The sequence below is a fragment of the Streptomyces sp. NPDC025721 genome, assembly GCF_055558595.1.
Map to the genome: position 1 here is coordinate 35,606 of NZ_JBVHMF010000015.1, position 11,866 is coordinate 47,471.

General features: G+C 71.1%; 9 protein-coding genes and 2 tRNA genes. 8 read left to right on the forward strand and 3 right to left on the reverse strand.

Annotated features, from left to right (window positions below; translation table 11 throughout):
- Window positions 1–123 precede the first annotated feature (123 nt).
- Together ACZ4EF_RS21390 and ACZ4EF_RS21395 are read right to left on the reverse strand one after the other, a co-directional pair.
- On the reverse strand, window positions 124–663 hold the full coding sequence (locus ACZ4EF_RS21390) for an NUDIX hydrolase (protein ID WP_391044330.1): 540 nt from the start codon (window positions 661–663) through the stop codon (window positions 124–126).
- On the reverse strand, window positions 660–2,102 hold the full coding sequence (locus ACZ4EF_RS21395; protein WP_355347395.1) for a zinc-dependent metalloprotease: 1,443 nt from the start codon (window positions 2,100–2,102) through the stop codon (window positions 660–662). Before ACZ4EF_RS21395 ends, ACZ4EF_RS21390 begins: the two co-directional genes overlap by 4 nt.
- A gap of 167 nt (window positions 2,103–2,269) precedes the next feature.
- On the opposite strand from ACZ4EF_RS21395, the gene ACZ4EF_RS21400 reads away from it, so the two are divergent.
- From ACZ4EF_RS21400 to ACZ4EF_RS21415, 4 genes are all read left to right on the forward strand, one after another.
- A complete protein-coding gene (locus ACZ4EF_RS21400; protein WP_355347392.1) occupies window positions 2,270–3,373 on the forward strand; it encodes an SDR family oxidoreductase in 1,104 nt (367 codons plus the stop codon).
- Between the two features lie 87 nt (window positions 3,374–3,460).
- On the forward strand, window positions 3,461–3,940 hold the full coding sequence (locus ACZ4EF_RS21405) for a molybdenum cofactor biosynthesis protein MoaE (protein ID WP_401306525.1): 480 nt from the start codon (window positions 3,461–3,463) through the stop codon (window positions 3,938–3,940).
- Between the two features lie 126 nt (window positions 3,941–4,066).
- Window positions 4,067–4,246, forward strand: a complete 180-nt coding sequence (locus ACZ4EF_RS21410; RefSeq protein WP_355347386.1) for a hypothetical protein — start codon at window positions 4,067–4,069, stop codon at window positions 4,244–4,246.
- A 101-nt stretch (window positions 4,247–4,347) separates the two neighbouring features.
- Entirely contained in the window at window positions 4,348–5,421 is a 1,074-nt protein-coding gene (locus ACZ4EF_RS21415; RefSeq protein ID WP_401306521.1) for a YlbL family protein, read from the forward strand.
- Window positions 5,422–5,493: 72 nt separating this feature from the next.
- Here ACZ4EF_RS21415 and ACZ4EF_RS21420 read toward each other — a convergent pair whose 3' ends face one another.
- Complete coding sequence (locus tag ACZ4EF_RS21420; RefSeq protein WP_355347380.1) at window positions 5,494–6,051, reverse strand: PPA1309 family protein; 558 nt, start codon at window positions 6,049–6,051, stop codon at window positions 5,494–5,496.
- Window positions 6,052–6,183: 132 nt separating this feature from the next.
- Between ACZ4EF_RS21420 and ACZ4EF_RS21425 the strand changes: the two genes are divergently transcribed.
- The 4 genes from ACZ4EF_RS21425 to ACZ4EF_RS21440 all read left to right on the forward strand — a co-directional run bounded on the left by ACZ4EF_RS21425 (window position 6,184) and on the right by ACZ4EF_RS21440 (window position 11,667).
- Window positions 6,184–9,075 carry a UPF0182 family membrane protein gene (locus ACZ4EF_RS21425; RefSeq protein WP_467506145.1) on the forward strand — a complete coding sequence of 964 codons (2,892 nt, stop codon included), beginning with the start codon at window positions 6,184–6,186 and terminating at the stop codon, window positions 9,073–9,075.
- Between the two features lie 82 nt (window positions 9,076–9,157).
- Window positions 9,158–9,231 (forward strand) — tRNA-Met (locus ACZ4EF_RS21430).
- Between the two features lie 249 nt (window positions 9,232–9,480).
- Window positions 9,481–11,418 (forward strand): tetratricopeptide repeat protein, encoded by a 1,938-nt coding sequence (locus ACZ4EF_RS21435; protein WP_467506060.1) that lies wholly within the window; start codon window positions 9,481–9,483, stop codon window positions 11,416–11,418.
- Between the two features lie 175 nt (window positions 11,419–11,593).
- Window positions 11,594–11,667, forward strand: a tRNA-Met gene (locus ACZ4EF_RS21440).
- The last annotated feature ends 199 nt before the right edge of the window (window positions 11,668–11,866 follow it).

Genomic DNA, 11,866 nt, shown 5'->3' on the forward strand with positions numbered 1-11,866 from the left:
TTCCCAACCCCCTCCCCCAAAAGACCGCAGCCTCCTTCGCCGAAGAGAGACAGGAAAAAACAAAAAAAAGGGTTGGCCGTGCAGCCCCCCCCCCCCCCCCCCCCCACCTCTTTCCGGCCAGTGTCAGGCGCTCCGCGTCAGCGCGCGTATCCGGCCCAGCAGCGCCTGTACGGAGCTGTCGGCGACCGCCGCGACCTCGTCGTAGCCGAACCAGCGCAGATCCAGCGACTCGTCGCTGATCGCCTCGACGGCGCCCTCGGGGGCGACGACCGCGTACTGCACGTCCAGATGCCACGCGCAGGGCGTACGGTGCCGGTCCAGAGCCACCGGCTCGGGCCGCAGCAGGCCGAGACCGGCGATCCCGGACTCCTCCGCGCTCTCCCGCAGCGCCGCCCCGGCCAGGGTGGTGTCCTGCGGCTCGCAGTGGCCGCCGGTCTGGAGCCACATGCGCAGCTTGGCGTGCAGCGTCAGCAGGGCGCGCTCGCGCGGCGGGTCGACCACCAGCGCGCTCGCCGTGATGTGCCCGTCGGCGCACGCCTTCCACATGCCGTCGGGATACGCCGCCAGGTGCGCCAGATACTCCTCGCGCAGCCGCTCCTGCCCCTCGTCGGGCGCACTCCACCGCTCCAGGACGCCGACCGCGTCCGCGTGCAGAAGGCTCACTTGCCGGAGTCGCCGTCCTCGTCGGGGTTCTCGCCCTTGTCGGCCGCGTCGCCGGGCGCCTCGGGCTTGCGGTCGCCGCCGCTCGCGGCCTCGCCGAGCATCTTGTCCAGCTCGGAGAAGTCGACGCCCTCGCTGTGCACGAAGCCGTCCGGGTCGTCCAGGTCGGCGGCGGTCGGCAGCATGTCGGGGTGCGCCCACAGGCCGTCGCGGCCGTCGACACCGCGGGCGTCGGTCAGCGAGGCCCACAGCCGGGAGGCGTCCCGCAGCCTGCGGGGCCGCAGCTCAAGACCGATCAGGGTGGCGAAGGTCTGCTCGGCGGGACCGCCGGTGGCGCGGCGGCGGCGCAGCGTCTCGCGCAGCGCGCCCGCGGACGGCAGGTGCGGGGCGGCGGCCTCGTGCACGACCGCGTCCACCCAGCCCTCGACGAGCGCGAGGGCCGTCTCCAGGCGGGCCAGCGCCGCCTTCTGCGCCGGGGTGTCCTCGGGCTGGAACATGCCCTGCTGAAGCGCTTCCTGAAGCTGCTCGGGCTGCGAGGGGTCGAGCTGCCCCACCGCCTCCTCCAGCCGCGCGGTGTCGACCTTGATCCCGCGCGCGTAACCCTCCACGGCGCCGAACAGATGCGCGCGCAGCCACGGCACGTGCGCGAAGAGCCGCTGGTGGGCGCTCTCGCGCAGCGCCAGGTAGAGCCGCACCTCCTCCTGCGGGACGCCCAGGCCCTCGCCGAAGGCGGTCACATTCGCGGGGAGCAGCGCCGCCTTGCCCGCCGGGCCAAGGGGCAGGCCGACATCGGTGGAGCCGACGACCTCACCGGCCAGGGTGCCGAGCGCCTGCCCGATCTGGGAGCCGAACATCGCGCCGCCCATCGAGCGCATCATCCCGATCAGCGGGCCGGACATGGCCTGCATCTCCTCGGGCAGCACATCGCCCATCGCCCCGGCGACGCGCTCGGCGACCGGGTCGACCAGTTCCTTCCACACCGGAAGCGTCGCCTCGACCCACTCCGCACGGCTCCAGGCCACCGCGGAGCCGGACCCGGACGGCAGCGAGGTGGCGCTGTCCAGCCACAGATCCGCCAGCCGTACGGCCTCCTCGACCCACGAGCGGTCGGCGCGGCCGACGGTCGCGTCCTTGACGCCGTCCTGGGTGCCCTGGGCGACCGTCTGGCGGGCGATGTCCTTGGCCATGTCCCAGTTCACCGGGCCGCCGTCGTAGGACAGCATCTGGCCGAGCTGCTGGAAGGCGGCCCCCAGGTCGTTGGGGTTGAGCGAGCCGAACATCGCCGCGAACGGGTTGTCGCCGGCGGCGCCGCCGCCGACGCCACCGAAGCCGAACGGGTTCGGCGCTCCGCCCTGGCCCCCTTCGCCCTTGTTCTTCCGGCCGTCGTCCCCGTCCTCGGGCTCCTCGGGAGGGACGCCGAATCCGAATGGGTTGTCACTCACGGGATTCCTCGGCTCTGTGTTGTGATGGGCTGGGGTTGTGTCGGGCTCGGTGTACGGGCAGTACCTCCAGCCTAGACACGTGTCAGGCAGGATGGCTGCGTACCGACGTCACGCCGATGGCGTGCGCCAGCCGCACCCGTACTTGAAACAACCGTGGGAGACACCCGGTGAGTTCCCCAGAAGGACACGTTCGCCCAGAGCGGAGCGCGGGCAGGGCCGCGTCGGGACCGGTGGTCGCGATCACCGGCGCCGCGTCCGGCGTGGGCCGCCAGCTGGCGCTCAGGCTCGTGGAATCCGACCAGGTCAAGAAGGTCGTGGCGATCGACGAACGGCGCGGTGACGTGCCCGGTGCGACCTGGCGGGTGCTCGACGTGCGGGACCCGGTCATCGCCGACAAATTGCGCGGCGCGGACGTCGTCGTCCACCTCGCGCTCGACCTGGACCTGGAATCCGACGCCAAGGCGCGGTCCGCGTTCAATGTGCGCGGTACGCAGACCGTACTGACCGCCGCCGCTGCCGCGGGCGTGCACCGTGTGGTGCTGTGCACCTCGGCGATGGTCTACGGCGCCCAGGCCGACAACGACGTGCCGCTCGCCGAGGACGCCCCGCTGCGGGCCACCTCGGAGGCCAGCTTCGTGGACGACCTGCTGGAGATCGAACGGCTCGGCCGCCGCGCCCCGCGCGCCCACCCCGGCCTCAATGTGACGGTTCTGCGCCCGGCCGTCCTGGTCGGCGGCACGGACACCGCGCTGACCCGCTACTTCGAGTCGCCGCGGCTGCTGGTGGTGGCGGGCAGCAGGCCGTGCTGGCAGTTCTGCCACGTCGAGGACCTGGTGTCGGCGCTGGAGTACGCCGTCCTGGAGAAGGTCGACGGCGAGATGGCGGTGGGCTGCGACGGCTGGCTGGAGCAGGAGGAGATCGAGGAGCTGACCGGGATCCGGCGCATGGAGCTGCCCGCGGCCATCGCCTTCGGCGCCGCCGCCCGGCTGCACCGCCTCGGCCTGACCCCGTCGCCCGCGGGGGACCTCGCGTACACGATGCACCCGTGGGTGGTCAGCGGCAGCCGCCTGCACGAGGCGGGCTGGCGCCCGCAGTGGTCCAACGAGGAGGTGCTGGCCGAGCTGCTCGCCGAGGTCGAGGGCCGCAATTCGCTCGCGGGCCGCAGGCTCGGCCGCAAGGACGCCACGACGCTGGGCGCGGCGGGCGCCACGGTCGCGCTGGTCGGTACGGCGGCGCTGGTGCGCAGGGCCCGCAAGCGGCGCGGCCTCTAGATCCGATAGATCCGAAGGCGTGTCCGTCGCCCCGCGGCGGTGGAAGCCGCTTTCCGTATCGCGGGCATATGAGGCAGCATGTGCCGCATGGCATCCACGCACGACGAACACGCCGCCCCCGCCGACCGCGCCCGGGCCGCCGACGGTCCGATCCGGCTGCTCGCGATCCGCGACACCCCGCTGTCGCTGGACGAGGTCTTCGCCTCGGTCGGCGACGACGCGGCCGGCGGCACGGCGCTGTTCGTCGGGACGGTACGCGACCACGACGGCGGTTCGGCCGCCGAGGTCACCGGTCTGGCGTATTCGGCGCACCCCAGCGCGGAGGCCGAACTGCGCGGGATCGCCGAGAAGATCGCCGCCGACTACCCGGTACGCGCGTTGGCCGCCGTCCACCGGGTGGGTGAACTGCGGGTCGGCGACATCGCGGTGATCGTCGCCGTCTCCTGCCCGCACCGCGGCGAGGCGTTCGAGGCCAGCCGCCGCTTCATCGACGACCTCAAGAGCGAGGTCCCGATCTGGAAGCACCAGACGTTCACCGACGGCACCGAGGAATGGGTCGGCGTCTAGGGCCTGTCCGGCGGATCGTGAGCGACGCGCGGGGGCGTAACCCCGTACCCCACCGGGCCGTTGGTGCACAGAGCGGTTAATCTGCTCATACGTCCGTTTTGGTGTACATGGGGTCGGGAGTTCGACGTGGCAGCACTCGCTTGGTTGCTCATTCCGCTGGTCGCCGCGGTGTTCGCCGCGGTCTGGGCACGCTGGGCGTCGCACACCCGCACCACCGGGGACGGCGCGTCGCTCGCCGGGTACGAGCGGTTCCGGCAGGCCATGCAGGCCGAGTCGGCGGAGAAGCCGGACACCGAGACGGTCTGAGGACCGGGCACCGGGACGGCAGAACAGGCGCCGCACGGCCGCGTACCCGTCCGGACTCACCCCGCGGGCCGGTTGTCCGGCGGTTCCCGTAGGGTCGTGCCATGCCACGCCGCACCGCGACGCTGCTCGCCTCGACACTGACGCTGATAGCGCTGCTGTGCATCGCGCTGCTGGCTCCCGCACCGTACTCGGAGATGTCGCCGGGACCGACGGTGAACACGCTCGGGAGCTACGACGGCGAAATGGTCATCCAGATCGGCGGCCACAAGACGTACGCGACGTCGGGTCACCTCAACATGACCACCGTGCGGGTCACCGGCGCCGACTACTCCATGAACCTGGTGGAGTCGCTGCTCGGCTGGGCGCGGCGGGACGACAAGGTCGTGGAGCACGACACGCTGTACCCGAAGGGGCAGACGGCCCAGGAGGCCGACCAGCAGAACGCCGAGGAGTTCAGCCAGTCACAGGACAGCGCCAAGTACGCGGCGCTGACCTCGCTGAAGATCCCCGTGCCCTCGCGGGTGATCGTGGCGGCCGTCGTCAGCGGCGGGGCGTCCGAGGGCGAACTGCACGCGGGCGATGTGATCAAGGCCGTCGACGGCACCGCGATCACCAAGGCCGACCAGGTCGCGGGCCTGGTCACCAAGCACAAGCCGGGCGAGAAGGTGGTCTTCACGATCATCCCGGCCGCCGACGCGAAGAAGAAGCTGGACACCACGCAGAAGGTGACCATCACCACCCGCGCCTCGGACGACGGCGGCCCGTCGCGCGCCGTGGTCGGCATCCAGGCGGGCGTCGAGCACCTGTACCCGTTCACCATCGACATCAAGCTCGCCGACGTCGGCGGACCCAGCGCGGGCATGATGTTCGCGCTCGGCATCATCGACAAGCTGACGCCCGACGACCTGACCGGCGGCAAATTCGTCGCGGGCACCGGCACGATCGACGACAACGGCAAGGTCGGACCGATCGGCGGCATCAGCCTGAAGACGATCGGCGCGCGCGACAAGGGCGCGCAGTTCTTCCTCACCCCGGCCGACAACTGCGAAGAGGCCGCCAAGAGCATCCCCTCGGGCCTCACCCTGGTGAAGGTGAAGACCCTGGACGACGCCTTGGCGGCGCTGAAGGACATCAAGTCGGGCAACGACGCGGCGCTGCCGAGCTGCAAGAGCTGAGACCGGCTCGGTCCCGGTCAGCTCAGACCCGGTCAGCTCAGGTCGGTTCAGCCCGGCCGCGCCACCGGGCGCTCAGACCTCGAAGGTCGCCGACAGCGCCTCCGCCAGACCCGGCACCAGATCGGAACCGGTCAGCACCTCGGTCGGCGTGTCCTTGGCCCGCAGCCGTACGGCCGACTCCCGCGCGCCGTCCCGCAGCACCGCGACCGTCATCCGCACCTCCTGGCGCTGCGGGTGCGCCGCCACCCACGTGGCCAGCGAGGCGTCGTCCAGGCCCTCGGGGATGGCCGCCTCGGCGGCGGGCGGCAGCATCAGCCGCTCCACGGTCAGCGCGCAGCCCGCGATCACCTCGGGCCACGCGATCGTCGCCAGGAACTCGTCGAGCGCCGTGCCGGACGGCAGCTCGTCCTGCTCGATCGGGGTCAGCGACCCCGTCTCGTTCGTCTCGGTCAGGCCGAGTTGATCGGCGAGGCCGGGTTCCTGCGTACGGAGCTGCGCGGTGTCGACAAGGGCGAACAGCCGTGCGGGCCGGTCCCAGCCGAGGCCGGACGCGTACTCGTCGATTTCCAGTACGGCACGGGTCAGCGGGCTCGCCGCGAGCGGTGCACCATCGGTCGCATTGTTGGACATGGTCAGTATCCTGCCTCTTCCCTTGCCGGAATCGGGAACCGGCCAAAGCGTAGGTAAGTTGCACCAGTGGGAGTCCGACCCGGGACACCCCAGAAATACGGACAATTCGAGGTGCGCACCTTGGTATTCGAGATGCCGGACCGCGGCGGAGGATCGTCGGGGCCACGGATCAGAGTCGGCCGCCCATCCCGGCGGACCCGGACGTTGCTCATCACGATCGGCGTGCTCGCCGGTCTGATGATCGCGTTCGTGATCTTCGCGGGATTCTGGACCGACTGGCTCTGGTACCGATCGGTTCACTACTCGTCGGTCTTCACCACCACGCTCTGGACCAAGGTCGGTCTGTTCTTCGTCTTCGGCCTGCTGATGGCCGGAGCGGTCGGCGTGAACATCTATCTGGCACACCGGCTCCGCCCGCCGCTCAGCGCGATGTCGCTGGAGCAGCAGAGCCTCGACCGCTACCGGATGGGTCTCGCGCCGTACAAGAAGTGGGTGCTCCTCGGGGTCTGCGCGGTGGTCGGGCTCATCGCCGGCGGATCGGCCTCGGGGCAGTGGCGGCTGTGGCTGCTGTGGACGAACGCCACGAAGTTCAACGTCAAGGACCCGCAGTTCCACAAGGACGTGTCCTTCTACGCCTTCGACCTGCCCTGGTACCGCTTCCTGCTGAGCTTCGGCTTCGCGGCCGTGGTGCTCTCGCTGGTCGCCGCCGCCCTGGTGCACTACCTGTACGGCGGGCTGCGGATCACCTCGCCCGGCGGCCGGGCCACGGCCGCCGCCACCGGGCATCTGTCGGTCCTGCTGGGCGTCTTCATCTCGCTCAAGGCGGTCGCCTACTGGCTGGACCGCTACGGCCTCGCGGTGAAGTCCAGCGGCTTCAAGGCCACCGACAACTGGACCGGTCTGCGGTACGTGGACGCGAACGCGTATCTGCCCGCCAAAACGATCCTGTTCTGCATCGCGGTGATCTGCGCGCTGCTGTTCTTCGCGACGCTCTGGCGCCGCACCTGGTCGCTGCCGATGATCGGCTTCGGCCTGATGGTGCTCTCGGCGATCCTGATCGGCGGCCTCTACCCGGCCATCGTGCAGAAGTTCCAGGTGCAGCCGAACGAGGCGGCCAAGGAAGCGCCGTACATCCAGAAGAACATCGATGCCACGCGGGCCGCGTACGGCATCAAGGACAGCCAGGTGAAGCCGTACAGCGGCACCAGCGAGTCCAGTACGGAAAAGCTGCGGGCCGACGCGGACACCACGGCGAGCGTGCGCGTGCTGGACCCGAACGTGGTCTCGCCCACGTACCAGCAGTTGCAGCAGACGCGCGGCTACTACGCCTTCCCCTCCACGCTCGACGTCGACCGCTACAGCGACGCCAAGGGCAAGGAGCAGGACACGGTCGTCGGCCTGCGCGAGCTGAACATCAACGGCATCCCCGAGAACAACTGGATCAACGACCACTTCAAGTACACCCACGGCTACGGCATCGTCGCCGCCAAGGGCACCGATGTGTCCAGTGACGGCTCACCGGCCTTCACCGAGAAGGACCTGCCGACCACCGGCCAGCTCGGCACGTACGAGCAGCGGGTCTACTACGGCGAGCGGACGACGCAGTACTCGATCGTCGGCGGTCCGACCCAGGAGATCGACTACACCGACGCGGGCGGCGAGAAGCCGTTCACGTACACCGGCAAGAGCGGCGTGGACCTGTCCAACCCGCTGACGCGGGCGGCGTACGCGGTGCAGTTCGGCGAGCCGCAGATCCTGTACTCGGGGGCGATCGGCAAGGGCTCGAAGATCCTCTACAACCGCACTCCCAAGGAGCGGGTGGAGTCGGTCGCGCCCTGGCTGACCATCGACGGCGACCCGTACCCGGCCGTGGTCAACGGCCAGGTGGAGTGGATCGTCGACGCCTACACCACCACCAACGGCTATCCGTACGCGTCGCGCACCACGCTCGGCGACACCACGACCGACTCGCTCACCGACGACCAGCGGTCCGTCATCGCGCAGCAGAATCAGGTCAACTACATCCGCAACTCGGTCAAGGCGACCGTGAACGCGTACACCGGTGAGGTCACGCTCTACCAGTGGGACACCCAGGACCCGGTGCTCAAGACGTGGATGAAGGCGTTCCCGCACACGGTGCAGCCGAAGGACAAGATCAGCGCCGAGCTGATGGACCACCTGCGCTACCCGCAGGACCTGTTCAAGGTGCAGCGGCAACTGCTCACCAAGTACCACGTCACCAAGGCGTCCACCTTCTACACCGGCAGTGAGGTGTGGGAGGTCCCGGACGACCCGGCCGCCCAGACGGGCAAGGCGGTGCCGCCGTACTACCTGAGTCTGAAGATGCCCGACCAGTCGGAGCAGGCGTTCTCGCTGACGTCCACCTTCACGCCGAACGACCGCTCCAACCTGAGCGCGTTCATGGCGGTGAACGCCGACGCGTCCAGCAAGGACTACGGCACGATCAGAGTGCTGCAACTGCCGCCGAACACCACGGTCGACGGGCCCAAACAGGTCCAGGCCAAGCTCAACTCCGACAACAAGGTCGCGCCGCAGATCAACCAGCTCAAACGGGCGGGCGCGGACACCACCGTGGAGTACGGCAATCTGCTCACCGTGCCGATGGACGGCGGGCTGATGTACGTGGAGCCGGTGTACGTACGCGGCGCGGGCAACAACTACCCGCTGATGAAGAGCGTGGTGGTGCTCTTCGGCGACCGGATCGGCTTCCAGCCCACGCTGAAGGCCGCGCTGGACGAGGTGTTCGGCCCCGACGGCGAGTCGACGACGAAGCCGCCGCCGGACGACACCACGCAGCCGCCGACGACGACCAGCCCGCCGACCACCAGCCCACCGGGCGACGCGACGCTGGAGCAGGCCCTGACGGACGCTCAGAAGGCGTACGACGACGGTCAGGCGGCGCTGAAGAAGGGCGACTGGCAGGCGTACGGCGAGGCGCAGAAGAAGCTCTCCGAGGCGCTGAAGCAGGCGCGGGAGGCGGAGAAGGCGGCCAAGGGGACATAAGACGGGGCCGATCGACCTGATGGGTCGACAAGCGGGCTGATCGGGTGACACTCCGCGTCGTGGTACGGTGAGGACACAACGACGCGGGGTGGAGCAGCTCGGTAGCTCGCTGGGCTCATAACCCAGAGGTCGCAGGTTCAAATCCTGTCCCCGCTACTGTACGAAGAGGGCCAAAGTCAACTGACTTTGGCCCTCTTCACTTATATGGGGGATGTTCGGTGAACGGGGTTTCGCAAGCCGCCTTGTCGGGAAGTCGACAAACCGCTGAAGTGACCAATCGGGTTGCGGTATACCAGGTGTACGGCGGTAGTGGACGGTGCGACGATGGACCTCATGGGGGATGGTGCAAGACTGCTGAACACTCGTCAGATCCACGAACGGCGTGGTTCTACGGGCGATGTCGACATGTCGACCGAAAGGTTGGCCCAGGAGTCGGCTTCGACGCCCGTGACCGCGTCCGCGACCGTGCCCGTCACCGCGACCGCGCTGCTGCCCGCACCGCGCCCGTCGGCTGAGCAGCCCGCGTCCGCCGAACTCACCGCGTCCACCGGGACGGTGGCCACCCGGTCCCTGGGGCCCGTCGCCGCCCCGGCCGCCGGGCTCAACGACCTGCCCGGGCTTCCCGAACCGACCGACGAGGACGGCCTCGCGCTCCGCGAGGAGGCCGAGATCGAGGCGCGCCACCGGCACGCCGCCGACCTCGGCGACCCGTACGCCATGAGCGCGCTCGGCACGCTGCTGCTGCGCCGCGGCGACCTCGACGGCGCGGAGCCGTACCTGCGCGCCGCCGTCACGCACGGGGACCGCGCCGCCGCCAACAACCTGGCCCTGCTGCTGCACCAGCGCGGTTACGCCGACGAGGCGGCCGACTGGTGGCGGACCGCCGCCGTGGCGGGCTCCGCGCCCGCCGCGCACGCGCTGGGCCGGCACTACCGCGAGCGCGGCGACGAGCCCGCGGCCGAGTACTGGCTGCGGCAGGCCGCCGAGTCCGGCCACACGCTGGGCGCGTACGCGCTGGCCGACCTGCTCGACCACCGGCGCGAGAGCGGCGCCGAGCGCTGGTTCCGCGCCGCGGCCGAGCACGGCCACCGCGAGGCCGCGTACCGCCTCGCCCGGATATGCGCCGCGCGCGGCCAGAACCACGAGGCAGAGCAGTGGTACCGGCAGGCCGCCGCGCGCCGCCACCGGCGGGCCGCGCTGCGCCTGGGCACGCTCCTGGAGGAGCGCGGCGAGCAGGCGGAGGCGGGCCGCTGGTATCTGACGGCCGCCAGGGACGGCGAGGCGCGGGCCGCCTGCGCGCTGGCGTTCCTGCTGCGCGACGCGGGCGACATCGACCAGGCCGCCACCTGGTGGCGGCGCGCCGCCCAGGCGGGCGACGGCCAGGCCGCCAACGCGCTCGGCGCGCTGCACGCCCAGGAGGGCGAGACGCAGACCGCCGAGCGCTGGTACCGCACGGCCCTGGACGCGGGCGACATCAACGGCGCCTACAACCTCGGCCTGCTCTGCGCGGGCCAGAGCCGCAACGTCCAGGCCGAGCAGTGGTACCGCAAGGCCGCGTACGCCGGGCACCGCGAGGCCGCCAACGCGCTGGCCGTGCTGCTGCTCCAGCGCGGCGACGCGATGGGCGCCGAGCCGTGGTTCTCCAAGGCCGCGGAGGCGGGCAGCATCGACGCCGCCTTCAACCTCGGCATCCTGCACGCCGGGCGCGAGGAGGCCGACACCGCGCGCGCCTGGTACGAGCGGGCCGCCGCCGCCGGGCACGCCGAGGCCGCCCTCCAGGTGGCCATCGCGCTCCAGCGCGACGGCGACCACCACGCCGCCGAGCGGCACCTGCGGTGCGCCGCGGGCGGCGGCAGCCCGGAGGCCGCCTTCCGGCTCGGCGCGCTCCTGGAGCGCAGGCAGCGCGAGCGGGACGAGGGCGACGCGGGCGCGGAGGCCACGGGCAGCGTCGAGGCCGAGGAGTGGTACGAGCGGGCCGCCCGGCAGGGGCACCGCCGCGCCCAGGTACGGCTCGGCATGTGCGCCGCCAAGCGCGGGGACGTGGTGGACGCGGCGCACTGGTACCGGCAGGCCGCCGAGGCCGGTTCGCGCAACGGGGCCTTCAACCTCGGGCTGCTGCTGGCCCGCGAGGGCGCCGAGCCCGAGGCCGCCATGTGGTGGACGCGGGCCGCGGACGCCGGGCACGGCCGCGCCGCCCTGCGGATGGCGCTGCTCTCCGCCCGGCGCGGCGAGCTGGCCGAGGCGCAGCACTGGTGCTCCCGCGCGGTCACCTACGGGCCCGCCGAGGTCGCCGAGCGCGCGGCCCGGCTGACCGCCGCGGTCAAGCACGAGCTGACCGCGTGAGCCGACGGTCGTCAGCGGCGGTTGACCAGGTCATCCGTACGGTTCCTGACCGTTTCCGGCTGAGGGGCGCCCCGCCCGGGGCACCCCTCAGCCGGAATGGCCACCCGCTGCGACGGCCGCCCGCCTATGGATTTGCGCTGGTCAGGAACGCTGGTCTACAGTGAGGGCACAACGACGCGGGGTGGAGCAGCTCGGTAGCTCGCTGGGCTCATAACCCAGAGGTCGCAGGTTCAAATCCTGTCCCCGCTACGGAAAGAGAAGGCCCGGAAGCCATTGGCTTCCGGGCCTTCTTCCTGTGCGACACCGGTCGTCGGCCGGGCTGCGGGGCCGGGTCGCTGGACGCTGCGCGCGCGGCGGCACCGCGCGCTTTCTCTTAGTCTCCTTGTGCGGGCTTCTTATTCGGGCAAAGACCCGCCGAACCGTCTTGGGCGCGGCACCTTCGCGCGCG

What these genes read in the sequence shown, in the direction of transcription:
- ACZ4EF_RS21425 (WP_467506145.1), top strand. Translation starts at nt 6,184, where the DNA reads ATGCCGGACCGCGGCGGAGGATCGTCGGGGCCACGGATCAGAGTCGGC.
- ACZ4EF_RS21435 (WP_467506060.1), top strand. Translation starts at nt 9,481, where the DNA reads ATGTCGACCGAAAGGTTGGCCCAGGAGTCGGCTTCGACGCCCGTGACC.
- ACZ4EF_RS21405 (WP_401306525.1), top strand. Translation starts at nt 3,461, where the DNA reads ATGGCATCCACGCACGACGAACACGCCGCCCCCGCCGACCGCGCCCGG.
- ACZ4EF_RS21420 (WP_355347380.1), bottom strand. Translation starts at nt 6,051, where the DNA reads ATGTCCAACAATGCGACCGATGGTGCACCGCTCGCGGCGAGCCCGCTG.
- ACZ4EF_RS21415 (WP_401306521.1), top strand. Translation starts at nt 4,348, where the DNA reads ATGCCACGCCGCACCGCGACGCTGCTCGCCTCGACACTGACGCTGATA.